The organism is Methylobacterium sp. J-001, assembly GCF_022829565.1.
GTDB lineage: Bacteria > Pseudomonadota > Alphaproteobacteria > Rhizobiales > Beijerinckiaceae > Methylobacterium.
The window spans coordinates 1-23,952 of sequence record NZ_JAKSYN010000054.1 but is presented as its reverse complement, the minus strand read 5'-3'; the positions used below and the strand labels follow the sequence as shown (position 1 = coordinate 23,952).

Sequence of the window (23,952 nt, the reverse complement as noted above, 5' to 3'; positions counted from 1 at the left end):
CAGGAACGGTCATGAGATGTCCGCGCGCGGGCCCGGAAACAGCAGGCTGGCGTCGCCGTAGGAGTAGAAGCGGTAGCCGCTTCGGATCGCGTGCGCGTAGGCCGCCCGCATCGTGTCGAGGCCCGAAAAAGCCGAGACCAGCATGAACAGGGTCGAGCGCGGCAGGTGAAAGTTCGTCACCAGCGCGTCGATCGCGCGGAACCGGTAGCCGGGCGTGATGAAGATGTCGGTCGGCCCCGAGAAGGCCGAGAGCGTGCCGTCGGGGCTCGCGGCGCTCTCCAGCAGGCGCAGCGCCGTGGTGCCGACCGCGACGATCCGGCCGCCGGCGGCCCGGACGGCGTTGAGAGCGTTGGCGGTCTCGGCGTCGAGGATGCCGATCTCGGCGTGCATCCGATGGCCGTCGGTATCGTCCGCCTTGACCGGCAGGAACGTCCCGGCCCCGACATGCAGGGTGACGTGGTGGCGCTGCAGGCCAGCGGCGTCGAGGGCGGCCAGCAGTTCATCCGAGAAATGCAGGCCCGCCGTGGGCGCCGCCACGGCGCCGGGATGGCGGGCATAGACGGTCTGATAATCGGTGACGTCGCGCGCGTCGGTGGCGCGCTTGCCGGCGATGTAGGGCGGCAGGGGCAGGGCGCCTTCGAGGGCGATCTGGGCGTCGAGTTCGGGACCGGCCCGGTCGAAATCCAGGGTGATCTCACCGGCCTCGCCCTTCGCGAACACGGTGGCCCGAAGGTCGCCGAACTGAAGCGCATCGCCCACGGTCAGCCGCTTGGCCGGCCGTGCGAAAGCCCGCCAGCGCGCCGGTGCCTCGCGCAGATGCAGCATCACCTCGGTGCGCTGGCCCGGAGCGCCAGGGCGGGTGCGCACGCCGTTGAGCCGCGCCGGGATCACCCGCGTGTCGTTGAACACCAGGGCATCGCCGGCCCGGAGCGCGCCGGGCAGATCCCGCACGCTGCGGTCCGTGAGCGCCTCGCCCGGGCACACGACGAGAAGCCGCCCGGCATCGCGCGGCTCGGCCGGACGCAGGGCGATACAGCTCTCGGGCAATTCGAAATCGAACAGGTCCACGCGCATCGCCGGCTGCCTGCACCGAACGGCACACGGTTTCAACCTCGGAACCGGTTCGCGGCCCTGCCGGTTCTCGCCTCACCGCAGCGGGAGACGCTTGAACATGCCCTGGTACGCCGTGCGACCCCGCGATGCTGCCGACCCGCGCTGGCCGCTGCCCGGGACCGAGGAGATCGTGCTGAAGGCCGACGATCCGGCAGGCGCCCGGGCGAAGTTCGAGGAGGCCTATCCGAGCGAGCCGTTCGGGAGCCCGGCTGTGCCCGTACCCAATACCGGGACCGGCAGCTTCCGCGGCGATGCGGACGGGCTGATCGTGACCGAGACCGGCGAGCCGGCGTCACCGCGGGACTGAGCAGCATGGTCAGGACCAGCCGTACCCGGCGCATCACCCTCGACGGCCAACTCGTAGGGTACTGGGACAGGGAGGCGGCGCGTCTTGCAACGATGGCAGCCGCATCGCGTTTCGCGTGGCAGAAACGACGTTTGTCTCGGAAGGCCGCCGAGGCACAGGCGAAGGCCGATCGAAGCCGGCAGCGCGAGGCGGATCGCGGCCAGGCCATGCCACCGGCAGAGGCATAGCCGAAGCTAAAATTTATTCGCCAGCGTCGAAGCTTTGCCGTGGCCTGAGGCAAGCTGCATCCCGTATGGGCACGTCGACTCGTAATCGGCGTACTCATGGACCGGACCCAGAAAGCAGCCCTCCTCAGCGCCGGCATCGGCCTCGTGGTCACCGCGCTAAAATTTTATGCCGCGTGGCTGACCGGCAGCCTGGCGCTCTACTCGGATGCGCTCGAGAGCATCATCAACGTGGTCGCTGCCGTCGGCGCGTTCGTGGCGCTGCGCGTGGCCGCGCGTCCGGCCGACGCGGAGCATCCCTACGGGCACCACAAAGCGGAGTTCTTCTCCGCCGTGATCGAGGGCGCGCTCATCGTCGTCGCGGCGGTCTTGATCCTGCGGGAGGCCTATTTCGGCCTGCTCGCCCCAAAACATCTCGACGCGCCGGCTCTGGGCGTGGCGATCAATCTCGGGGCTGGGGCCATCAACGCCGTTTGGGCCTGGGCATTGATGCGCTGGGGGCGCGCCTGGCGCTCACCGGCCCTGGTCGCGGATGCTCGGCATGTCTTCGCCGACGTGGTGACGTCGTGCGGGGTGCTCGTGGGCGTCGTCGCCGTCTGGCTGACCGGCTATCCGGTTCTCGACCCGGCGGTGGCCGGGCTCGTGGCGCTCAACATTCTCTGGTCCGGCTTCCGCATGGTGCGCGAATCGGTTGACGGCCTGATGGACCGGGCAGCCTCACCCGACATGGTCTGCGAGATCCGCGCGCTGATCTCGCGTCACGGCGAGGGCGCGCTGGAGGCTCATGACGTCCGGACACGCTCTGCCGGGCAGGCGACGTTCATCGATTTCCACCTCGTGGTCCCGGGCAGCATGACCGTCGAGGCGTCCCATGCCATCTGCGACCGCCTGGAGAGTGCCCTGGAAACCACGATACCGGGGGCTGTCGTCACCATTCATGTCGAGCCGGGCGAGGAAGCGAAGGCGCGCGGCTTGCCGATTCTCTGAACGCTCGGCGCTTTCGGGGGAATGTCCGGAGCGCCGGCGACGCCTCTTCGGGATGGTTTGTCAGCTCCAGGCGTGGAACGGTGGGACGATGCCGTTCAGCGCGTGGTTGCCGATGATCGCGACCTTCCAGCGGACTGGATCGTGCAGGGTGTGGGTCCGGGCGTTGCGCCAGTGCCGGTCGAGGTTTTCAGTGGCGAGCGTCGAGCGGGTGCCGGACAGCTCGAACAATTTGTTGGAGGCGGCCAGAGCGACGTCGGTGGTCAGCACCTTCGCTTCGGCGACGGCGAGCTGCGCGGCGGCGACGCTCTCTGCGTCCGGCCGGGCCACCGCGGCATCGAGGGCAAGCCCGGCCTTGTCGAGCAACGCTTCGGCCGCATGCTGGCGGATGGTGAGATCGCCGACCGCCTGGATCGTGTAGGGGTCGTCGGAGGCGCGCTCCTGCCCGCTATCGATCCAGGGTCGCGCCTTCTCGCGCACGAAGCGGATCGTATCGGTGAGGGCCTCGCGGCCGATGCCGGAATCCACCGCCGCCTGGATGATCTGGAAGATTGCCCCGTCGGCACTCGGCGCCTCGTAGCCCCGCCAGGCCGGAACCAGGTGAGTCTTCTCCACCCGGACATCCTCGATCAGCACCGTGCCGCTCGCCGTCCCGCGCTGGCCGAAACTCGACCAGTCATCGATCACCGTGAGCCCCGGCGCATTCCGCTCGGCGATCGCGTACCAGGCTCGCCCCTCGGCATCGAGGGCGACGATCGGTACGAGATGCGCCAGCAGCGCTCCGGTCGCATAGAATTTCTGGCCGCGCACGATCACGTGGTCGCCGTGATCGGTAAACCGCGTTTCGAAATCGGCCGCCCGCTTGGTCCCCCGCTCGGAAAACGCATTGCCGAACCGGGTGCCACGCAGGACTTCCCCGAACAGCAGCTGCTTCTGTGGCTCGTCCGCGACCGTACGGATCGCCGCCACGATCCCCAGGTGATTCTGCGAGATCTGCCCGATCGCCGGATCGGCCGCCGAGATCAGCGCGATGACCTGCGCCAGAGTCTTGTAGGAGACCTCCGGGCCGCCATAGGCCTTGGGCACGTTGATCGACCACAGGCCGCTCTGGGAGAAGGCGTCGAGTTCGGCCAGGGGCCGGGTATGGTTCCGGTCGCGCTCCGAGGCGTCCCGCCGGAACTCCACGGCGAGACGATGGGCGACTGCCAGCGCCTCTGCGTCGTCACGGATCACATGGGCGGGGGAGGGCTGCCGCGCCGGGCCTGGAACACCTTGGCGCGGCTGGATGTCGAGCGTGCGCGCATCGACGGCGATGTTCATGGCTCACTCCGATAGGGCTGGGTTTGTCTGAGGTTCGGGCGCAGCGGTCAGGCCGCCTCGGCGCGCTTCTCGCGCGCGGCTTCGAGCGCCCGGACCCGCGGGATCACATGGGTACCGAAATACGCGACCTCTTCCTGGAAATGCAGGAAGGCCAGCAGAGCGAGATCGGCGCCCGCATCCTTGAGGGCAAGGATCCGTTCAGCGATCTGGTCCGGCGTACCGATCAGGTTGGTCTTGAAGCCGTCATTGTACTGGACGAGGTCGTTGAAGGTCGATTTCGCCCAGTTGCCTTCACCCTCGGGCGACGCCTTGCCGGCATTCTTCGCCTCGTGGCCGAACGCCTTCACGGCATCGGGGTCGGCATGCTCGATGATTTCCTGGAGGACGGCACGGGCCTCTTCCTCTGTGTCGCGGGCGATCACGAAGGCGTTGACGCCGATGCGTGGGCGGTTGCCGCTCTCGGCGGCCTTCGACCGGATGTCGTCGACCTGGGCGCGGATGTTCTCCGGTGTGTTGCCGTTGGTGAAGTACCAATCGGAGACGCGGGCCGCCATGTCGCGCGCCGCCCGGGACGAACCGCCCTGGAAGATCTCCGGCAACGGATCGGCAGGCTTCGGCTTGAGCGTGTAATCCGTGTAGCGGTAGAAATCGCCCCGGAAGGTGAAGTTGTCCTGTGTCCAGATCCCCCGGAGGCTACGGATGAACTCTTCCGAGCGGCGATAGCGCTCATCGTGATCGAGCCAAGGCTCGCCGATCGCCCGAAATTCGCCCGAGAACCAGCCGGAGACGATATTCACGGCGATTCGGCCGCCAGTGAGCTGGGAGATGGTCGCGATCTGCTTGGCCGCGAGCGTGGGATGCCAGGGACCTGGCAACAGCGCGGCGATGACCTTCAGCCGGGAGGTCGCGGCCAGCAGCGCATGGCTGAACGCCACCGATTCGTGTTGGTACTCAGCGCCGTAGCCGGCGGTGAATCGGATCTGGGTCAGGGCGTAGTCGAAACCGGATTCCTCGGCGATCTGCGCGAGGCGGCGGTTGTAATCGGCATCCCAGCTCGTGCGCTGCGGTATCTTGCTGATCACCAGGCCGCCGGAGACGTTGGGCACCCAATAGGCGAAGCGGATCGGATCAGGCGACGGCTGTTCAACAAAACGGACGGTCATGGCGCGCACCTCGTTCGCGCGGAGTCGTTGCTCCGCGGCGTCTTCGAAGGATCGCAGCAAACTGAATACAAAATCCAGACTTACGCGATCGCTCAGGAACACGCAAAGTATTCTGGCTCAGGTGCGATCGGTCAAAGGAACGCGATGCCGTTTTGCAGGCCTCACCGGCGGCATTCTTCTGCGTAAGCCGGCGTTGAATGCGGTTTTATTCTTTTGCCATACCAATGGCGTCCGAATCGTACAGACGGCGATAGGCGAACACACTGAAGACGCCAATCAGGCACGCCGCGAGAGCGAACCACGTGAAGGCGTATTGCAGGTGATTGTTCGGGATATCGACCTTCAATTGGCCGCCTCGCGGCCACGTGGTCTGGCCCGGTACCGCATCCGCCTCGATCAGGTAGGGCGCCGCTTGGGCGATCCCGCGCGCTGCGGCGATGCCGCCGACATCGCGGTTGAACCACTCCCCGCGCGTCGGATCTGCCTCCGGCACGAACATTCCACGCGCCTCGCTGGCGCGCAGGATCCCGGTGACCGTCGTCGGATCTTCGATCAGCCCGTCCCGGCGATCGGCCTGCGCCTTCAACTCAGTCGGTACGAAGCCGCGGTTGATCAGGACGGTGCCGCCATCCGTCAGCTCCAATGGCGTGATGACGTAGTAACCCTGCAGCGCTCGGCCGGGCGTCTCGCCGGCCGCCAGACCGTGGACCAGGGTTTCGCGATCGTTGGCAAAACGGCCTGATACGCGGACGTGGCGGAACTCGTCCCGTGCGGGATCCCAGGCGTCCGCCGCGGGTGGCGCCACCGGCTCAGCCTGGGTCTGCCGAACGATCCGGGCAATCAGCTCTTCCTTCCAGCTTTTGCGCTCGATCTGCCAGATCCCGAGGGCCAGAAGAATCGCCAGGGCGATCAGGGAAGCGAGACCTGGCGCGATCAAGTCGCGCCACGCGGCCGCACGCGGCGTGGATCGGTTCACTGTTCGAAGCGTCCCTGCTCAGCCTTGTTGCTGTACTGGAGGGCAATCAGCATACCCTTGAGCGGTCGAACCAAAATCAGGCTCAAGCCGATCGACAGGGTCCCGGCCACCAGCGCATGGACCCAGATCGGCGGCTCGTAGGTGATCTCCAACCACAGGGCCAAGCCAACCACCAGCAGGCCCACGATGGACATAACGAAGAAGGCCGGTCCGTCCGCGGAATCGAAGGCCTCATAGTCCAGGCCGCACGCTTCGCAGGAGGGGCGAAGGGTCAGGTAGCCCTTGAAGAGATGTCCCTCGCCGCAGCGCGGACAGCGGCCGCGCAGGCCCGTCGGGACGGGCGGCGGCTGCGGATAGGTTCGTTGGTCCACGTGAACACTCCAGACCGGTCCGGAAGACCGCATGCGCGCCGTCACCCGGCCACCGTCCTCGATATGGGGATCCTGCTGAGTCGGACACGAAAAAGGGCGGCCTAAGCCGCCCTTTCACAGACCCGCCATGCGGTGACGGGATGGCGATGCTCAGTGAGCGGCGCCGTGGAAGACCCCCGAACCCCAGACGTAGATCGCGGCGAACAGGAACAGCCAGACCACATCCACGAAGTGCCAGTACCAGGCGGCGAACTCGAAGCCGAGATGCTGGCGCGACGTGAACTGGCCCGCATAGGCGCGGAACAGGCACACTGCCAGGAAGATGGTGCCGATGATGACGTGGGCGCCGTGGAAGCCCGTCGCCATGTAGAAGGTCGACGAGTAGATGCTGCCCGAGAAACCGAACTCGGCGTGGCTGTACTCGTAGGCCTGGCAGGCCGTGAACAGCACGCCCAGGATGATCGTCAGCCACAGGCCGTATTTCAGGCCCTTCCGGTCATTATGCAGCAACGCATGATGCGCCCAGGTCACGGTCGTGCCGGAGGTCAGCAAGATCAGCGTGTTGAGCAGCGGCAAGTGCCAGGGGTCGAACGCCTCGATGCCCTTGGGCGGCCAGACACCGCCGGTGAATTCGACGCGGGACGCCTGGATCGGATCGGCGGTGTAAAGCGCCGCCTCGAAATAGGCCCAGAACCACGCGACGAAGAACATCACCTCGGAGGCGATGAACATCATCATTCCATAACGATGATGCAGCTGGACGACGCGGGTGTGATCGCCGGAATTGGCCTCGTGGGCCACATCCTTCCACCATGCGAACATGGTGTAGAGCACGCCGATCGAGCCGACGCCGAAGATGTAGGGGCCCGGGGTTAGCGTGCCGATCTGGAGGCTCTTCATCCAGAACACGGCGCCGAACGCCATGAGGAAGCCCGAGAAGGCACCCATCAACGGCCACGGACTCGGGCTCAAAATATGGAAGTCGTGATTCTTGGCGTGCGCCTCGGCCATCGTCCCGTCGCTCCTCACCCTGACGCCCCGCGCCGTTCCCGGCATCCGGCCTATCGCTCTTTTGGCCGGGCGCCACAGACAGGGCACCCAAGCTTGTCCGCACACTTAGTCGGTGCCGACCTCTGTTGTCACGCGTTCGCGATCAGAAATCGCGCTTCGTGCCCGAAGCCCCTGTGGTCGCGACCGCCGCACTCACCGGCTGGCCGTTCTTCGACGCGAAATACGTGTAGGACAACGTCATCTCGGAAAGATGCGCGGTGTTCGAATCATCCCGGACGGCCGGGTCGACATAGAACACGACCGGGACATCCAATGTTTCGCCCGGCTGCAGCGTCTGCTCGTTGAAGCAGAAGCAGGCGATCTTGACGAAATAGCTGCCCATCAGGCCAGGTTGGACGTTGAAGGTCGCCACGCCCGTCGACGGCTTGCTGCTCGTATTCTGGACCCGAAAGAAGACCGTCTTGGTCTCCCCGAGTTTCGCCTCGACGCTGTTCGTCTCGGGGGAGAACTTCCAGGGCAGGCCGGGAGCGACGTTGGTGTCGAAATGCACCACCATGCTATCATCGGTGCGCGCCGCCGACGAGGACAAAGCCGGCCCCTGACGCGGCGTGCCGTCGTATCCGGTCGCCTTGCAGAAGGCGTCGTAGAGCGGCACGGATGCGAAGGCGAGACCGACCATGCCGACGGCGAGGCCGGCGCAGGCAATCGCTGTCCGTGTGGCACCGCGGTTGGGATCGGGGCGGGATGGGGTCATAGGGATCCCTCAGAGCGGACGGCTGAGGATCTGCGGGCCGAGCTTTACGATCGTCAGCACGAAGAACAGCAGCACCCAGGCACCCAGCGCCAGGGCGATCGCAATCGATCGCTTCCGGCGGCGCGCTTCTTCCTGGGGTGTAAGCTGGCGGTACGGGACCTCGGGATCCGCCATGGCGCTCAGACCAGGGGCCGGAACAAGCCGAAGCTCTGCTCGGCGAGCAGCGCCGAAAACAGCGCGAAGAGGTAGAGGATCGAGAAGCCGAACATGCCCATGGCGGCCTTCTTCTCGGCCTCACCTTCGCGGTTCTTCAGGACGCGGACGCTGAAGGCCAGCATCCCGACGCCGCCGACCACGCCGATCACCGCATAGAGCAAACCACCGAAGCCCAGGGCCACGGGTACGAGACCGAGCGGGGCGAGGAGCACGGTGTACCAGACGATCTGGCGGCGGGTGGAGGCCGGACCCGCGACGTTCGGCATCATCGGGATGCCGGCGCGGGCATATTCCTCGGCCTTGATCAGGGCCAGTGCCCAGAAATGCGGCGGCGTCCAGATGAAGATGATGGCGAACAGAACGAGCGACTCGATCCCGACCGAGCCCGACACAACCGCCTGGCCGATCACCGGCGGAAGGGCGCCGGCGGCCCCACCGATCACGATGTTCTGCGCGGTCGCCCGCTTCAGCCACATCGAGTAGATCACCGCGTAGAACACGATGGTGAAGGCCAGCAATCCGGCGGCCAGCCAGTTCGCGGCCAGGCCCAGCACCAGGACCGACGCCACCGACAGGAACAGGCCGAAGCCGAGCGCTTCCTCGGACGAAATCCGACCGGCCGGGATCGGGCGCTGCGCCGTCCGGGTCATGACGGCATCGATGTCCGCGTCCCACCACATATTGAGGCAGCCCGACGCCCCGGCTCCAACCGCAATGGCCAGAAGCGAGATCACGCCGATCGCAGGCTGAACATGGCCCTGGGACACCACCATGCCGACGAGGGCGGTGAAGATCACGAGGACCATCACCCGCGGCTTGAGCAGGGCGAAATAGTCCGGCACGTCGCCGCCAACGGCCGTGAAGGCCGGGGCCGGGGTGTCCGGTCCGATCGTATTCGTCAGGCTCGTCATCGCGTCTGCCGCTGTTGTGTCGGCGCCCGGCCACGCGTGTCACGGCCGAGTCAAATCTTGAAAACGTTTAGTTCCAAGAACGAGCGCGAGTGATTCACGCGCCGTGTGCGGATCACCCGTCTGGATCGCCCTTGCCCGGAAGTCGCCGTCACGGCTTCCGGGGAAGGGCGAGGGCCGCGCATACGGCCCTCGCAGATGCGGATCAGTGCGCGCCCGGCTCGTCGACGATGCGGGGCAGCGTCTCGAACTGGTGGAAGGGCGGCGGGGAGGGGAGCGTCCACTCGAGGGTGGTTGCGCCTTCACCCCACGGATTGTCGGCAGCTCGCTCCTTGGAGCGGAAGGCCAGCACGACGCCGATCACGAAGACGAACATGCTGAGGCCGAAGATGTGGCCGCCGTAGGTCGAGACCTTGTGCCAGGCCGCGAAGGCATCCGGGTAGTCGGCGTAACGACGCGGCATTCCGGCCAGGCCGAGGAAGTGCATCGGGAAGAACAGGACGTTCGCACCGATGAAGGCCAGCCAGAAGTGCAGCTTGCCGGCCCATTCCGGGATGATGTGACCCGTCATCTTGGGGAACCAGTAGTAGATACCGGCGAAGATGATGAACACTGCGCCCAGCGAGAGCACGTAGTGGAAGTGCGCCACGACGTAGTAGGTGTCGTGCAGGTACTTATCGACCGCCGAGTTGGCCAGCACGACGCCGGTCACGCCGCCGACGGTGAAGAGGAAGATGAAGCCGACGGCCCAGTGCATGGCCGCAGTGAAGCGGATGGAGCCGCCCCACATCGTGGCGATCCAGGAGAAGATCTTCACGCCCGTCGGGACCGCGATCACCATGGTGGCGAACACGAAGTAGGACTGCGTCTGCAGCGACAGGCCTACCGTGTACATGTGGTGGGCCCAGACCACGAAGCCGACGACGCCGATCGCCACCATCGCGTAGGCCATCGCGAGGTAGCCGAAGACCGGCTTGCGCGAGAAGGTCGAAATGATGTGCGAGACGATGCCGAAGGCCGGCAGGATCATGATGTACACTTCGGGGTGACCGAAGAACCAGAACAGGTGCTGGTACAGGATCGGGTCACCGCCGCCGGCCGGGTCGAAGAAGGTCGTGCCGAAGTTGCGGTCGGTGAGCAGCATCGTGATGGCGCCCGCCAGAACCGGCAGCGACAGCAGCAGCAGGAAGGCAGTCACCAGTTCGGCCCAGGCGAAGAGCGGCATCTTGTGCAGCGTCATGCCCGGGGCGCGCATGTTCAGGATCGTGGTGATGAAGTTGATCGCCCCGAGGATCGAGCCTGCACCCGAGAGGTGCAGGGCGAAGATCGCGAAGTCGACGGCCGGACCGGGATGGCCGGCGGTCGAGAGGGGCGGGTACACGGTCCAGCCGGTACCGGCGCCGGACGCGCCGGGCGCGCCTTCGACGAACAGCGAGCACAGCAGCGAGCAGAAGCCCGCCACCGTGAGCCAGAACGAGATGTTGTTCATGCGTGGGAACGCCATGTCGGGCGCGCCGATCATGAGCGGCACGAACCAGTTGCCGAAGCCTCCGATCAGTGCCGGCATCACCATGAAGAACACCATGATGAGGCCGTGGCCGGTGACGAACACGTTGTACGTCGCCGGGCTCGAGAAGAACTGCAGCCCCGGCTGTTCCATCTCCATTCGGATGCCGAAGGAGAGGAACGCGCCGATCATGCCGGCGCAGAAGGCGAAGAGCAGGTAGAGCGTGCCGATGTCCTTGTGGTTCGTCGACAGGAACCACCGGGCGAAGAACGACGGCTTATGGTCGTGGACCTCGTGGGCCTCGGCATGGGCTGCGGCTGTAGCCATGGATTCGGGTGCCTTGTGGATCTCTGACGGGTTCTGATCGGTCGGCCGGGGCTCAGCGCGCCTCGGCGAAGCTCGTGCCGTTGTCGATGCGGGCGTACTTGGTCTTCGCTTCCTTCAGCCAGTCGGCATAGGCCTGCTCGCTGACGACGCGGACGACGATCGGCATGTAGGCGTGACGCTGCCCGCAGAGCTCCGAGCACTGGCCGTGGAACGTGCCTTCCTTGTCGGCCCGGAACCACATCTGGTTCAGGCGGCCCGGGACGGCGTCGATCTTGAAGCCGAAGGCCGGCATCGCCCAGGAATGCAGCACGTCCGCTGCCGTGACCTGGATCTTCACGATCTTGCCCAGCGGCACGACCATTTCGTTGTCGGTCTGCAGCAGGCGGGGCTGCTTGTCCTCGTCGATGTTTGCATCGAAGGTGAAGCCACCACCGGCCTCGGTCTGCGGGTACTCGTAGGACCAGTACCAGGCATGGCCGATGACCTTGACGATCATGTCGGCCTTCGGATCCGCGAGCTGCGTGCGCAGCAGGCGGAAGGACGGGATCGCGACGGCGACCAGGATCAGCACCGGGACGATGGTCCAGGCGATCTCGATCGCGGTGTTGTGCGTGGTGCGGGAGGGGGTGGGATTCGTCTTCTCGTTGAAACGGAAGACGCACCAGAGGATCAGTCCCAGCACGAAGACCGAGATCGCCAGCGAGAGCCAATGCAGGCCGATCTCGAAGCTCAGGATATCGCGCGCGTTTTCGGTGACCGGGATCTGCCGGCTCATCTCCCACGGCACCGGCTGTCCAAAGCCGGCCGCGAGCGCACCGGATGTCGAGGTGAGCAAAGCGCCAAGGGCGGCGAGGCTCCAGGGTGATCGGGTGATCGTCCGCACCGTCCGCATCTGCCTCTCGTTGCTCCCCTGCGATTTGCTTTCCCGTCGGCTTTTCCCGTCTTGACTGAGCGCGGGATGGTGCCGACGTGACGGACCGCCAGTTGTGTTACCTGGCGTGTATCCGATCGCGGCTTCAGATCACAAGGGCGTTCGAGGTGCAACCGCACAAGCGTCGCAGCGCGCGGATTCCGGCAGATTCGAGTCGCGTCGCGACAGCTTTTCATCGACCTTTCGCCGCTGGTGGAGCGTTCATGCCGCTCCCAATTCGGCGCGACAGTAGCGGTACAGAGTTCTTTTGGAGCTTCGGATGTCGATGAAAACCGGGGATCGACCCGCCGGGACACCGCCGATCTCGATGCAAGCCCCGATGCAGGTGGTCGCGTACACGGCTTCGGTGCCGAAGGCGGGCACTCGAGCGCTGGCCGTGGAGGCGGCTGTCAATCTCGTCTACGGCAGCGTGCCGCACGCCGTCATGATGGCGACGCCCGCCGATCTCGACGATTTCGCCTACGGCTTCAGCCTTACGGAAGGCATCGTCGAATCCGCCGACGAGATCCGAGCGACGCGGGTCGAAGTCGGATCCGACGGGCTTCGCCTCCATGTCGAGCTTGCGCCCGGCCGCCTCCGTGAGCACCTAGCTCGCAAGCGCGCGATCAGCGGTCGCACCGGCTGCGGCGTGTGCGGCATCGAAGATCTGTCCGATCTCCCGCGCGCCGAAATGCGGGATGCTCCAGACGTGCGGGTCGCGCTTCCGGCGATCGCCAGGGCGCTGCAGGGGCTCGATGCGGGCCAGGTTCTGGGCGCGGAAACCCGTGCCGTTCACGCGGCCGCCTGGGCTCGCCTCGACGGTTCATTGGTCGCCGTGCGCGAGGATGTCGGCCGGCACAATGCTCTGGACAAACTGATCGGGGCGCTGATGCGGACGGGCACCGATACCGCCGCCGGTTTCCTGGTGATCACCAGCCGTTGCTCGTTTGAGATGGTGGAGAAGGCCGCACGGCTGGGTGCTGCCGTGATCGTGGCGATCTCGGCCCCGACATCCCTGGCGCTGGAACGAGCCAAGGCGCACGGGATCACGCTCTGCGCGATCGCGCGCTCGGATACCTTGACCGTCTTCACCGGCTCCGAACGCCTCATCCCGGGCGGGTAGCGCTACTGCGCTGCCGACTCCTTCTCGGAGGGGCCGGGGACGATTGTGGCTCCGCCGATGATTCGCACCGGCTTCCTGTCCGGTGGCGGATCCTTCCAATCCGCGGCCGGCGGCTTGGTCGCATGAGCTATGCCGCCTGCCGCGGGCTTGGCCGGGGGGGAATCGGCAGGCGCGGAATTGGCTGTAGGCGCCTTGTCGATGGCGGCCGACTTGGTGTTCGGCTTGGCCTCGGCAGCAGGATCCGCCGTGGCGGCCTCAGCGGGCGCGATCTTCGGGGCAGGCGCTTCCGGGACGTTGCGCAGCGCGGGCTTCAACTCCGGCTGGCGGCTGGGCTGCGCGGCGCGGGCGACCTTACGCGGTGCATCGGGCCGGGCACGGGAGGCGGGATTGAGACCATCAGGATTGGCATCCGGGCGCAGGGCCTCGGGACTCACCCGGCGTTGCGGCCGCAGGGCCGGACCCGGTATGCTGTCGGGCGTCGCCGGCCGCAGGATACGCCGCGGCGCGGCATCCTCCTCGGTCCAGCCGAATCCAGGGCCGGGACGCTCAAGGCGGGCGTAGGTCTCGGGGGCACCGATCCGCTGGCGCCCGACGATCGCGCCCGCGGCGGGATCGACGAACAGCCGGACTGGCACGCCGGTCGGGCTGACGGCATCCACCACGTAAACACGTCCATCGAAGCGGGGACGACCCAAACCACTGAAACCGCGTTCGGCCAGACGCCATGCGACGACCCGCGGCGGCAGGATCTCTTCCTCGAAAGCGAATTGCGCGCTGGCGCCGCGGCAGAGACCCAGCATCGCGCCGCCGGAGAGCAGCACGGCAAAGAGCGCTCGTGCCGCCGCCCGTCGCGCGCGGCCGCGCATTCTGTTCTCGATCATCACTCTGGTGCGTTCCCGTCTTGGAGACCCGGCAGAGTATCCGGTTCCGGCATGGTCCGGGCCGGTTTGCCCAGACCTCGACCATGCCGGCGAGGTCGTTGCCCCGCATGCCGCTTGTGCTCGGCGGAATCCCGTAGACCGGGTGATTCTGGCGAGATTGCGGAAGAGACTGATGAACAGCTGTTTAAGCCACGTCGCCGATGCCGCGCCCGGGGCTCCGCGCGCTCCCTTGCTGAAACGGTTTCAATCTGCCAATTTCGCGACTTAGGACAGTAGAACTGTCCCATCGGCCGTGCATGCTGACCGTCTCCGTCTCGCGCAAAAGCGGGAAATCCGGCAGACGGTTTCGAGCGCGCCAGCGCGCCGCTCCCTGGAGCGGTCCGGGTTCTCGATGAACGCAGGTCGACGGACGTGCCCTTCCGGGGACCGACCGGATCGCCTGCGGCATCGGGTCGGGGCGCCGGGCGGCGACGGCTCGCGGGCATGAAACATGCTCGCGGGTTGACCGGCAGCGGACGGGATCGAGGGAAGGACGAGACGAAGCATGGCCCAGCGCGGACCCGCCGAAGAGTTTGCTGCTTCCGAGTTCCAGGCTGCCGCCCCGCGCGGCGGCGCGATGCCGCTCACGGTGCGCGATCCTGCTCTGCCCAAAGCCCAGGGCGCCTACGATCCGGCCAACGAGCGCGATGCCTGCGGCGTCGGCTTCATTGCCGACATGCATGATCGCCGCACCCATGCCATCGTTCAGCAGGGCCTGAAGATCCTCGAGAATCTCGACCACCGCGGCGCGGTGGGTGCGGATCCGAAGATGGGCGACGGCTGTGGCATCCTCACCCAGATCCCGCACGGCTTCTTCGCGGACGAATGCTCGCGCTTGGGTTTCGAGCTGCCGCCGGCCGGCCAATACGCGATCGGTCAGTTCTTCATGCCCAAGGCCGAAGAGCCCCGGGCGATCATTCAGGGAATCATCGAAGCGGCCCTGGCCGACGAGGGTCTTCCGCTGCTCGGCTGGCGCGACGTGCCGGTGGACCCGGAGGATCTCGGCGTGGCCGTGAAGGCCACCGAGCCGCATCACCGTCAGGTGTTTATCGGTCGCCCGGCCTCGGTCTCCGACCAGGACGTGTTCGAGCGGCGTGTCTTTGTCGCCCGCAAGGTGATCTCCAACAAGGTCTACGCCCTCGACGATCCGCGGGTGAAGGAGTTCTACCCGGTCTCCGTCTCGACCCGGACCATCGTCTACAAGGGCATGGTCCTGGTCACGCAGATCGGCGACTACTTCCTCGATCTGAAGGACGAGCGCTTCGTCTCGGCGATCGCCCTGGTCCACCAGCGCTTCGCCACCAACACGTTCCCGACCTGGCGGCTGTCGCACCCGTACCGGATGGTCGCCCATAATGGCGAGATCAACACGCTGCGCGGCAACGTCAACTGGATGGCGGCCCGCCAGGCCAGTGTCGATTCGGACCTGTTCGGCAACGACATCTCGAAGCTCTGGCCGATCTCCTACGAGGGCCAGTCCGACACAGCGTGCTTCGACAACGCCCTCGAATTCCTCGTGCAGGGCGGCTACCCGCTCGCCCATGCGATGATGATGCTGATCCCGGAGGCTTGGGCCGGCAATCCGCTCATGAGCGAGGAGCGGCGCGCCTTCTACGAGTACCATGCCGCCCTGATGGAGCCGTGGGACGGCCCCGCCGCGGTGGCGTTCACGGATGGCCGCCAGATCGGCGCCACCCTCGATCGCAACGGACTGCGCCCGGCCCGCTACATCGTGACCGATGACGGGCTCGTCGTGCTCGCCTCCGAGATGGGTACGCTGCCGATCCCGGATGAGAAGATCGTCCAGTCCTGGCGCCTGCAGCCGGGCCGGATGCTGCTGATCGATCTGCAGAAGGGCCGGATCGTCTCCGACGAGGAGATCAAGGGCGAACTCGCCGCCGCGCACCCCTATGCCGACTGGGTCAAGAACACGCAGATCGTGCTCGAGGATCTCAAGCCCGTCGTGGCGCGGGAGACGCGCTCGGACGTGGGCCTGCTCGATCGCCAGCAGGCCTTCGGCTACACGCAGGAAGACCTGAAGCTGCTGATGCAGCCCATGGCCGTGACCGGCCAGGAGGCAGTCGGCTCGATGGGCACGGATACGCCGCTCTCGGCGCTCTCCGAGAAGTCGAAGCTGCTCTACACCTACTTCAAGCAGAACTTCGCCCAGGTCACCAATCCGCCGATAGATCCGATCCGGGAAGAGGCGGTGATGAGCCTCGTCTCGTTCATCGGGCCGCGGCCGAACCTGCTGGACATGGAGGGCGCGTCCCGGCGTAAGCGCCTGGAGGTCCGCCAGCCGATCCTGACCAACGGCGACCTGGAGAAGATCCGCTCGATCGGCCATTTCGAGGACCGGTTCGACACCAAGACCCTGGACATGACCTACCCCGCCGAAATGGGCGCACAGGCCATGGACGGCGCGCTCGATCGCCTGTGCGATCGGGCGGAGGCGGCGGTGCGCGGCGGCTACAACATCATCGTGCTGACCGACCGCGCGGTCGGGCCGGACCGGATCCCGATCCCGGCGCTGCTGGCGACCGCCTCCGTCCACAACTACCTGATCCGCAAGGGTCTTCGCACCTCGGTCGGCCTCGTGGTCGAATCCGGTGAGCCGCGCGAGGTGCATCACTTCGCGTGCCTGGCCGGCTACGGCGCCGAGGCGGTGAACCCATACCTCGCCTTCGAGACGTTGCTGGCGATGAAGGACGAGTTCCCGCCGGACCTCACGGACGACGAGATCATCTACCGCTACATCAAGGCGATCGATAAGGGCCTGCTCAAGGTCATGTCGAAGATGGGCATCTCGACCTACCAGTCCTATTGCGGCGCCCAGATCTTCGACGCGGTTGGCCTGAACTCGACCTTCGTGGGCCGGGACTTCTTCGGCACGGCGACCACGATCGAGGGCGTCGGCATGGCCGAGGTGGCCGAGGAGACGGTCAGCCGTCACCGCGACGCCTTCGGCGACGCCCCGATCTACCGCAACGCCCTCGATGTCGGCGGCGAATACGCCTACCGGTTGCGCGGCGAAGCCCATACCTGGACGCCCGACACGATCGCGACGCTCCAGCACGCGGTGCGCCTCAACGTCCCCGAGCGCTACCGCGAGTATGCGGCCCTGGTGAACCGCCAGGAGAACCAGCTCAAGACCCTGCGCGGCCTGTTCCGTCTGAAGTCCGCGGCCGAGCTCGGCCGTGAGGCAGTGCCGCTGGATGCGGTCGAGCCGGCCTCCGAGATCGTCAAGCGCTTCGCCACGGGCGCGATGTCGTACGGATCCATTTCGAAGGAAGCGCACGAGACGCTGGCGATCGCGCTGAATTCCTTCGGCGGACGCTCCAATTCCGGCGAAGGCGGCGAAGAGGTCGAGCGGTTCAAGCCGCTGCCGGACGGACGCTCGCGCCGGTCCGCGATCAAGCAGGTCGCTTCGGGCCGGTTCGGCGTCACGACGGAATACCTCGTCAATTCCGACATGATGCAGATCAAGGTCGCGCAGGGCGCCAAGCCCGGCGAGGGCGGCCAGCTGCCCGGCCACAAGGTCGACGCCAAGATCGCCAAGGTGCGCTACGCCACCCCGGGCGTCGGCCTGATCTCGCCGCCGCCGCATCACGACATCTACTCGATCGAAGATCTGGCCCAGCTGATCTTCGACCTGAAGAACGTGAACCCGTCGGCGGACGTGTCGGTGAAGCTCGTCTCCGAGGTCGGCGTCGGCACGGTGGCGGCCGGCGTCGCCAAGGCGCGCGCCGACCACATCACCATCTCGGGCTATGACGGCGGCACCGGCGCCGCTCCGCTCACCTCCCTCAAGCATGCGGGCGGCCCCTGGGAGACGGGCCTCGCCGAGACCCAGCAGACGCTGGTGCTCAACGGCCTGCGCGGGCGCGTTGCCCTCCAGGCGGATGGCGGTATCCGCACCGGGCGCGACGTGATCATCGCGGCCCTGCTCGGCGCCGACCAGATGGGATTCTCGACCGCACCGTTGATTGCGGCCGGCTGCATCATGATGCGCAAGTGCCATCTGAACACTTGCCCGGTGGGCGTCGCCACGCAGGATCCGGTCCTGCGCAAGCGCTTCAAGGGCACGCCCGAGCACGTGGTGAACTACTTCTTCTTCGTGGCCGAGGAAGTACGCGAGATCCTGGCATCGCTCGGCTTCACCAAGCTGGAGGAAGCGGTCGGCCGCTCCGACGTGCTCGATAAAGTCGAGGCCATCGCCCATTGGAAGGCGCGCGGGCTCGACTTCACCAAGCTGTTCCACCGCCCGAAGGTGGCGGACGGCATCGCCATCCGGCATGTGGAGAAGCAGCACCATCCGATCGACACGGTCCTCGACCGGCGTCTGATCGAGCAGGCCAAGCACGCCATCGAGACCGGGGAGCCGGTGGTCGTCACCGACACGATCCGCAATTCGGATCGGGCCGCCGGTGCGATGCTGTCCGGCATGGTCGCCAAGGCCCATGGCCACGAGGGGCTGCCCGACGACACCATCGTGGTGAAGCTCTCCGGCACCGCCGGCCAGAGCTTCGGTGCCTGGGTCGCGGCCGGCGTGACCATCGAGCTCACCGGCCACGGCAACGACTATGTCGGCAAGGGCCTGTCGGGCGGGAAGCTGATCATCCGGCCGAGCGACGCCCTACGGTCGCCGCCTGACCGGACCATCATGGTCGGCAACACCGTCCTGTACGGGGCGATCGCCGGCGAGTGCTACATCCGCGGCTCCGCAGGCGAGCGCTTCGCAGTGCGCAATTCCGGCGCGATCACTGTGGTCGAGGGCATGGGCGACCATGGCTGTGAGTACATGACCGGCGGCGTCGTCGTGTCGATCGGCGAGACCGGGCGCAACTTTGCTGCCGGCATGTCGGGCGGCATCGCCTATGTGCTGGACGAGGACGGCTCGTTCTCGGCTCGCTGCAACCTCTCGATGGTCGATCTCGAACCCGTCGAGGAGGAGGACGACCTGATGCGCCGCTTCCACCAGGACGGCGATCTGGAGACCAAGGGGCGCGTCGATATCCTGGCCGACATGTCCGGCCACGACGAGGAGCGCCTGAGCCAGCTCATCACCAACCATCTCAAGTACACGGGTAGCCCGCGGGCCAAGCAGATCCTCGACGACTGGGCGAGCTTCCGCACCAAGTTCGTCAAGGTGATGCCGGTTGAGTACCGCCGGGCGCTGCGCGAAATGGAGATGGCGCGGATGCCGGTGGCGGCAGAGTAAGGCTATCGGTCTCGGCGCCCGAGCGAAACGGGCGCCGATCGCGGAATGAAGGTCTCATAGGCTGCAGCATCGGTCGATCTGCGGGCCTCAAGGGTTGATCGATGGGCAAGATCACGGGTTTCCTCGAGTTCGACCGGCAGGAGCAGAAGTACCAGCTCGCAGCCGATCGCGTGCGGCACTTCCGCGAGTTCACCCTGCCGCTCGACGAGCACGACCTGACCAAGCAGGCGGCGCGCTGCATGGATTGCGGCATCCCGTTCTGCCACGGCCCGACCGGCTGCCCGGTCCACAATCAGATTCCGGACTGGAACGATCTGGTGTTCCAGTCGGACTGGGAGGAAGCCTCGCGCAACCTCCACTCGACTAACAACTTTCCGGAGTTCACCGGCCGCGTCTGCCCGGCGCCCTGCGAAGAGGCGTGCACACTCAACCTCGAGAATCAGCCGGTTGCGATCAAGACAATCGAGCAGGCGATCGCTGACCGCGCCTGGAACATGGGGTGGATCAAGCCTGAAACGGCGTCCGTGCGCACCGGCAAGCGCGTGGCGATCGTCGGCTCCGGGCCGGCCGGCCTCGCGGCGGCCCAGCAGCTCGCCCGGGTCGGCCACGACGTGCACGTGTTCGAGCGCGAGCCGAAGGCCGGCGGCCTGCTCCGCTACGGCATCCCCGACTTCAAGATGGAGAAGCGCCACATCGATCGCCGGGTGCGGCAGATGGAGGCCGAAGGCGTCGTCTTCCACTACAACCAGAACATCGGCGTGACGAAGCCGGTCGAGGAGCTGAAGGCCGAGTTCGACGCGGTGATGTTCTGCGGCGGCGCGGAGGATCCGCGGAATCCGCAGCTCCCTGGCCAGGAGCTGGAGGGCGTCCACTACGCGATGCCCTACCTGATCCAGTCGAACCGCCGCGTCGCAGCCGAGCCGATGCGCGGCAATGGCGAGGTGCCGATTCTGGCCTCGGGCAAGAACGTCGTGGTGATCGGCGGCGGCGATACCGCCTCGGATTGCGTCGGCACGGCCTTCCGCCAGGGCGCCCTGTCTGTGACGCAGCTCGACATCCGCCCCCGCCCGCCCGAGCGCGAGGACAAGCTGACGGTGTGGCCGTACTGGCCGACCAAGATGCGCACCTCCTCCAGCCAGGCCGAGGGCGCCGAGCGCGAATTCCAGGCGGCGACGCTGCGGCTCGACGGCAACAAGAAGGGCCGCCTGACCGGCGTAGTCTGCGCCCGGGTCGATGCCAAGCGTCAGCCGATCCCCGGCACCGAGTTCATCCTGCCGGCCGATCTGGTGTTCATGGCGATCGGCTTCGCCGGCTCGGTTCAGAAGGGCCTCCTCGAGCAATCCGGCATCAGCGTCAGCAAGCGCGGCAACGTCGAGGCGAACGAGGAGGATTACCGCACCTCGGACGAGAAGATCTGGAGCGCCGGTGACATGCGCCGGGGCCAGTCCCTGGTGGTCTGGGCGATCCGCGAGGGGCGTCAGGCAGCCCGCGCCATCGACGAGACCCTGATGGGCGCGAGCGTCCTGCCGCGATAGCTCTCTTGGTTCGACGGCGCGGGTTGAGAAACCCGCGCCGAACGCGTCCCGTCAGCCCGGCGGCCAGCGGAAATCGTCGGCGCGGCCGGGCTGGGGCAGCGGTGCGGCGCCTCGTACGAGCGTCCGCTCCACGGTTCCGAGGTTGTCGCCGTCGCGCGGCCGACCGGTCAGCAATGCGCCGCCGGGAGAGACTTCGGTTCGACCAAGCGGCACGACCGGGCCCGCCGCCGGCTTCACCGGCAGGGCAGGAACCCCCGGCGGTTCCGGCAGGCTCGGTAGCATCGCGGTGATCTGCCGATCGATCGTCGCGGTGTCCGTGGGCTGCCCTGCACCGTCGAGGCTCGGCCCTGATGTGGAGGGCGTACCGGCCGGTGCGATGGTCGCGGTCGGCGGCTGGTCCGCCAACGCTGGCGTAGCGGTGCCCATCAGCCGTTTCAGTTCGACATCGGCAAAATGTGCCAGCTTGCGATCGCCCGCCTTGGTGAAGTGAACGCCGTCGGCGGTCCGAAGCTTGGCGATCTGTCCTTCGGGATCGGGGCCGGAGGCCGTGTAGCGGTCGCGGTCGTCGACGAAGCCCGGCCAGATGTCGACATAGGTCGCGCCGGCTTTGGTGACGCTGTCCCGGACGATGTCATTGATGGCGGCGAGGTCCCGGCTCAGCGGCTCGCTCTGCATTGGTGGAAGGCCGACCCAGACCAGCGGCACTTTGTGATCGGTGAACACCTTCACGAACGCGTCGACCCGCGCACGGTACAACGCCTTCCAGCGATCGGTGAGGGGATCGGCCGTCTCGTCGCCTTCGCGGATCGGCTGTCGGTCATTGGCGCCGAGCATGACAAGCCCGTAGCGCACCTTCGGATTGGTGCGGAGGTAGTCCTCGGCACTCTTCGGCCAATCGACGACGTCCTTGCGCACGAGCCCGCTATCGCCCTTCGCACGATCGATGACCGCAACGTCGGCATTGTCCTCGAAGACGTCGTCGAGCCCGTGGGCGAGGTGGTCGGCCAAGGAGTCGCCGAACACCGCGATCTGCACGTTCGGCGCGGTCTTGGCGATAGCCGGCTTCGGCGGCATCGGTGCCCGTGCCGGTCGCTCCCGTCGCTTGATCGCGGGCGGGGGCCGCTGTGCGTCGGCGCTTCCAATGTTGTTGCGCGGACGGGGCGCCCGGTAGGTGCGCTCCGGTGGGGGGGCGACCGGCTGTTGCGGTCGGTCCTCCCACGGCCAGTAGAACTGGCGCGGCGCTTCCTGAGGGGGCGCATAGCGGGGCTGGCGCGCGTAAGCTCCGTCATCACGGTAATAGGCATCACGCGCACGCCGCCGCGTCGGCGCTTCGGAATAGGCGCCGTTCCCGGGTTGCTGATAGCCGTCGCCCCACTGCGCCCGGGCAGGCGTATTGCCGATCATGGATAGGGCCGCCTGGCCCAGCAGGACGGCCAGCCCGAGGAGGGCCGGACGTGTCGTGCGACGCCAAACAGCGACTCTCATGCGCATCCCGCATTCCCAAGGCGCCCGGGTACCGGTCGCTGGCCGAGAGTATATGGGAGACGGGCGCGTACGTCTAAACCGCGCGCTATCGACTGGGGCCGTGCCGCTCCCGGATATGGGTGAGAAGTGCCGGCGTGGCGTAGCCGTCGGCCTGGAGCCCCGCATCGATCTGGTAGCGTCGCACCGCCTCGCGTAATTTCGGACCGGCGCGGCCGTCCGTGGGGCCCTCGTAAAAACCGGCCATTGCGAGCTCGCTCTGGAGTGCGCGCAATCCCGTACCGTCGAGGCGCGGGCCGGTCGGCCAGGGAGCCGCAAGGGCTGGGCCGCCGTCGAGACGGTCGGCGAGGTGGCCGACCGCCAGCGCGTAGGAATCCGAGGTGTTGTAGCCGCGGATCACCTCGAAATTGCCGGTGATCAGGAAGGCCGGCGCGCCGAGGCCGCCGGGCAGGATCAAGCTAGCCTTGCCCCGCTCGGGCAGGCGCTTGCCGTCCATCCGCCGGACGCCGCGGCTCGCGAACCGGCCGAGATCGCCGGAATAATCCGAGAGGTCGAAACCGTCGGGCAGATGCACCTCGTAGCCCCAGGCAAGGGACGGATCCCAACCGAGATCCTTGAGATAGGCTCCGATGGAGGCGAGCGAATCCGCGTCGCTCAACCAGATATCTCGGCGGCCGTCGCCGTCGAAATCGACCGCATGTGCGAGGTAGGTAGACGGCAGGAACTGAACTTGGCCCATGGCACCGGCCCAGCTTCCACTCATCCGCTCGGGCGTGATGTCGCCCCGCTGAAGGATGGTGAGGGCAGCGAGCAGCTCGTCGCGAAAAAGCGTGCCGCGATGCTGGGCTTCCGCCAGGGTCGCCAGAGCCCGGATGGTCGAGAGGCTGCCGGCGCTCGCACCGAAATCGGACTCGACGCCCCAGATTGCGAGGACGATGGCGGCCGGAACCCCATAACGGGCCTCGATGGCCCTGAGGGTGGGAGCGAGGGACGACGCCCGTGCGCGTCCCCGGGTTATACGACCGGTCGATACGGCACCCACCAGATAGTCCCAGACCGGGCGAACGAACTCGCCCTGCTGCTTCGTCCGAGCCAGGATGGCGCTATCGGGCGCCGAGATGCCGCGGAAAGCCGCCGTAAAGGTCTCGGGCGTCACCCCGCGGGCCTCGGCGTCCGGACGCAGCGCCGCAATGAATGCCTGGAACGCGCCGTCCGACGCACCCGGTTTTGCGGCCCTGGTCACGGCCGGGACGAGGCACAGGGCGGCTGCGAGGACGGCGCGGCGGGACTGCACCGCCTCAGATCCGGTTGCGCATACTGAGTTTGTCCTCCCAGGCGAGAGCCTGGGCGACGATGGCGTCGAGATCGTCGTGGCGGGGCTGCCAGCCCAGCTGCGACCGGATCCGGCCCGCCTCCGCCACGATCCGCGCCGGATCCCCCGGCCGGCGCGGGCACAGCCGGACCGCGAAGTCCCGCCCCGAGATCCGCTTGACCACCTCGATCACCTCCAGCACCGAGTAGCCCCGGCCGTAGCCGCAGTTCAGCGTCAGGCTCGCGCCGCCCCCGCGCAGATGGTCGAG

At 67.0% G+C, this 23,952-nt stretch carries 19 protein-coding genes and 1 pseudogene; 5 read left to right on the top strand and 15 right to left on the bottom strand.

The features are described from left to right. Positions 1 to 9 precede the first annotated feature (9 nt). Complete coding sequence (queA, locus tag MKK65_RS05790; RefSeq protein ID WP_243956243.1) at positions 10 to 1,074, bottom strand: tRNA preQ1(34) S-adenosylmethionine ribosyltransferase-isomerase QueA; 1,065 nt, start codon at positions 1,072 to 1,074, stop codon at positions 10 to 12. 97 nt (positions 1,075 to 1,171) lie between these two features. On the opposite strand from queA, the gene MKK65_RS05785 reads away from it, so the two are divergent. Further along, positions 1,172 to 1,420, top strand: a complete 249-nt coding sequence (locus MKK65_RS05785) for a hypothetical protein (RefSeq protein ID WP_243956241.1) — start codon at positions 1,172 to 1,174, stop codon at positions 1,418 to 1,420. A 323-nt stretch (positions 1,421 to 1,743) separates the two neighbouring features. After that, on the top strand, positions 1,744 to 2,631 hold the full coding sequence (locus tag MKK65_RS05775; RefSeq protein WP_243956239.1) for a cation diffusion facilitator family transporter: 888 nt from the start codon (positions 1,744 to 1,746) through the stop codon (positions 2,629 to 2,631). 60 nt (positions 2,632 to 2,691) lie between these two features. Here MKK65_RS05775 and MKK65_RS05770 read toward each other — a convergent pair whose 3' ends face one another. From MKK65_RS05770 to coxB, 10 genes are all read right to left on the bottom strand, one after another. Next, positions 2,692 to 3,948 carry an SfnB family sulfur acquisition oxidoreductase gene (locus tag MKK65_RS05770; RefSeq protein ID WP_243956237.1) on the bottom strand — a complete coding sequence of 419 codons (1,257 nt, stop codon included), beginning with the start codon at positions 3,946 to 3,948 and terminating at the stop codon, positions 2,692 to 2,694. 47 nt (positions 3,949 to 3,995) lie between these two features. Beyond that, complete coding sequence (sfnG, locus tag MKK65_RS05765; RefSeq protein ID WP_243956232.1) at positions 3,996 to 5,111, bottom strand: dimethylsulfone monooxygenase SfnG; 1,116 nt, start codon at positions 5,109 to 5,111, stop codon at positions 3,996 to 3,998. A 205-nt stretch (positions 5,112 to 5,316) separates the two neighbouring features. Beyond that, on the bottom strand, positions 5,317 to 6,087 hold the full coding sequence (locus MKK65_RS05760) for an SURF1 family protein (RefSeq protein WP_243956214.1): 771 nt from the start codon (positions 6,085 to 6,087) through the stop codon (positions 5,317 to 5,319). Next, complete coding sequence (locus MKK65_RS05755; protein WP_279596552.1) at positions 6,084 to 6,491, bottom strand: DUF983 domain-containing protein; 408 nt, start codon at positions 6,489 to 6,491, stop codon at positions 6,084 to 6,086. The genes MKK65_RS05760 and MKK65_RS05755 overlap by 4 nt, the downstream gene beginning before the upstream one ends. 117 nt (positions 6,492 to 6,608) lie before the next feature. Beyond that, entirely contained in the window at positions 6,609 to 7,469 is an 861-nt protein-coding gene (locus MKK65_RS05750; protein ID WP_243956205.1) for a cytochrome c oxidase subunit 3, read from the bottom strand. A gap of 142 nt (positions 7,470 to 7,611) precedes the next feature. Continuing rightward, positions 7,612 to 8,223: a cytochrome c oxidase assembly protein gene (locus MKK65_RS05745; protein WP_243956204.1), complete on the bottom strand. Its 612-nt coding sequence runs from the start codon at positions 8,221 to 8,223 to the stop codon at positions 7,612 to 7,614. Between the two features lie 9 nt (positions 8,224 to 8,232). Beyond that, entirely contained in the window at positions 8,233 to 8,397 is a 165-nt protein-coding gene (locus MKK65_RS05740) for a hypothetical protein (protein WP_058190126.1), read from the bottom strand. Between the two features lie 5 nt (positions 8,398 to 8,402). Further along, positions 8,403 to 9,350: a heme o synthase gene (locus MKK65_RS05735; protein ID WP_243956202.1), complete on the bottom strand. Its 948-nt coding sequence runs from the start codon at positions 9,348 to 9,350 to the stop codon at positions 8,403 to 8,405. A gap of 202 nt (positions 9,351 to 9,552) precedes the next feature. Continuing rightward, on the bottom strand, positions 9,553 to 11,181 hold the full coding sequence (ctaD, locus tag MKK65_RS05730) for a cytochrome c oxidase subunit I (RefSeq protein WP_058190128.1): 1,629 nt from the start codon (positions 11,179 to 11,181) through the stop codon (positions 9,553 to 9,555). A 52-nt stretch (positions 11,182 to 11,233) separates the two neighbouring features. Then, on the bottom strand, positions 11,234 to 12,073 hold the full coding sequence (gene coxB, locus MKK65_RS05725; RefSeq protein WP_058190129.1) for a cytochrome c oxidase subunit II: 840 nt from the start codon (positions 12,071 to 12,073) through the stop codon (positions 11,234 to 11,236). 298 nt (positions 12,074 to 12,371) lie between these two features. Here coxB and fdhD point away from each other — a divergent pair, with 298 nt between their 5' ends. Continuing rightward, positions 12,372 to 13,214 (top strand): formate dehydrogenase accessory sulfurtransferase FdhD, encoded by an 843-nt coding sequence (gene fdhD, locus MKK65_RS05720; protein WP_409565367.1) that lies wholly within the window; start codon positions 12,372 to 12,374, stop codon positions 13,212 to 13,214. 2 nt (positions 13,215 to 13,216) lie between these two features. Here fdhD and MKK65_RS05715 read toward each other — a convergent pair whose 3' ends face one another. Next, on the bottom strand, positions 13,217 to 14,095 hold the full coding sequence (locus tag MKK65_RS05715; RefSeq protein ID WP_243956200.1) for a hypothetical protein: 879 nt from the start codon (positions 14,093 to 14,095) through the stop codon (positions 13,217 to 13,219). 544 nt (positions 14,096 to 14,639) lie between these two features. On the opposite strand from MKK65_RS05715, the gene gltB reads away from it, so the two are divergent. Together gltB and MKK65_RS05705 are read left to right on the top strand one after the other, a co-directional pair. Further along, entirely contained in the window at positions 14,640 to 19,355 is a 4,716-nt protein-coding gene (gene gltB / locus MKK65_RS05710; RefSeq protein ID WP_243956198.1) for a glutamate synthase large subunit, read from the top strand. Positions 19,356 to 19,456: 101 nt separating this feature from the next. After that, positions 19,457 to 20,890 (top strand): glutamate synthase subunit beta, encoded by a 1,434-nt coding sequence (locus MKK65_RS05705; protein WP_058190133.1) that lies wholly within the window; start codon positions 19,457 to 19,459, stop codon positions 20,888 to 20,890. Positions 20,891 to 20,941: 51 nt separating this feature from the next. Here the strand turns inward: MKK65_RS05705 and MKK65_RS05700 are convergent, their stop codons facing one another. The 3 genes and pseudogenes from MKK65_RS05700 to MKK65_RS05690 form a co-directional block, all read right to left on the bottom strand. Further along, positions 20,942 to 22,381 (bottom strand): DUF459 domain-containing protein, encoded by a 1,440-nt coding sequence (locus MKK65_RS05700; protein WP_243956196.1) that lies wholly within the window; start codon positions 22,379 to 22,381, stop codon positions 20,942 to 20,944. Between the two features lie 79 nt (positions 22,382 to 22,460). Next, positions 22,461 to 23,666, bottom strand: coding sequence for a lytic murein transglycosylase (locus tag MKK65_RS05695; RefSeq protein ID WP_243956194.1), 1,206 nt, complete (start codon positions 23,664 to 23,666; stop codon positions 22,461 to 22,463). Between the two features lie 4 nt (positions 23,667 to 23,670). Next, positions 23,671 to 23,952 (bottom strand): annotated as a pseudogene (locus MKK65_RS05690) (UDP-glucose 4-epimerase GalE); the annotation flags it as partial.

Bases quoted from the DNA above. Each gene is read 5' to 3' on its own strand.
- queA (WP_243956243.1), bottom strand. From the start codon at position 1,074: ATGCGCGTGGACCTGTTCGATTTCGAATTGCCCGAGAGCTGTATCGCC.
- MKK65_RS05785 (WP_243956241.1), top strand. From the start codon at position 1,172: ATGCCCTGGTACGCCGTGCGACCCCGCGATGCTGCCGACCCGCGCTGG.
- MKK65_RS05775 (WP_243956239.1), top strand. From the start codon at position 1,744: ATGGACCGGACCCAGAAAGCAGCCCTCCTCAGCGCCGGCATCGGCCTC.
- MKK65_RS05770 (WP_243956237.1), bottom strand. From the start codon at position 3,948: ATGAACATCGCCGTCGATGCGCGCACGCTCGACATCCAGCCGCGCCAA.
- sfnG (WP_243956232.1), bottom strand. From the start codon at position 5,111: ATGACCGTCCGTTTTGTTGAACAGCCGTCGCCTGATCCGATCCGCTTC.
- MKK65_RS05755 (WP_279596552.1), bottom strand. From the start codon at position 6,491: ATGCGGTCTTCCGGACCGGTCTGGAGTGTTCACGTGGACCAACGAACC.
- MKK65_RS05750 (WP_243956205.1), bottom strand. From the start codon at position 7,469: ATGGCCGAGGCGCACGCCAAGAATCACGACTTCCATATTTTGAGCCCG.
- MKK65_RS05745 (WP_243956204.1), bottom strand. From the start codon at position 8,223: ATGACCCCATCCCGCCCCGATCCCAACCGCGGTGCCACACGGACAGCG.
- MKK65_RS05740 (WP_058190126.1), bottom strand. From the start codon at position 8,397: ATGGCGGATCCCGAGGTCCCGTACCGCCAGCTTACACCCCAGGAAGAA.
- MKK65_RS05735 (WP_243956202.1), bottom strand. From the start codon at position 9,350: ATGACGAGCCTGACGAATACGATCGGACCGGACACCCCGGCCCCGGCC.
- ctaD (WP_058190128.1), bottom strand. From the start codon at position 11,181: ATGGCTACAGCCGCAGCCCATGCCGAGGCCCACGAGGTCCACGACCAT.
- coxB (WP_058190129.1), bottom strand. From the start codon at position 12,073: ATGCGGACGGTGCGGACGATCACCCGATCACCCTGGAGCCTCGCCGCC.
- fdhD (WP_409565367.1), top strand. From the start codon at position 12,372: ATGTCGATGAAAACCGGGGATCGACCCGCCGGGACACCGCCGATCTCG.
- MKK65_RS05715 (WP_243956200.1), bottom strand. From the start codon at position 14,095: ATGATCGAGAACAGAATGCGCGGCCGCGCGCGACGGGCGGCGGCACGA.
- gltB (WP_243956198.1), top strand. From the start codon at position 14,640: ATGGCCCAGCGCGGACCCGCCGAAGAGTTTGCTGCTTCCGAGTTCCAG.
- MKK65_RS05705 (WP_058190133.1), top strand. From the start codon at position 19,457: ATGGGCAAGATCACGGGTTTCCTCGAGTTCGACCGGCAGGAGCAGAAG.
- MKK65_RS05700 (WP_243956196.1), bottom strand. From the start codon at position 22,381: ATGCGCATGAGAGTCGCTGTTTGGCGTCGCACGACACGTCCGGCCCTC.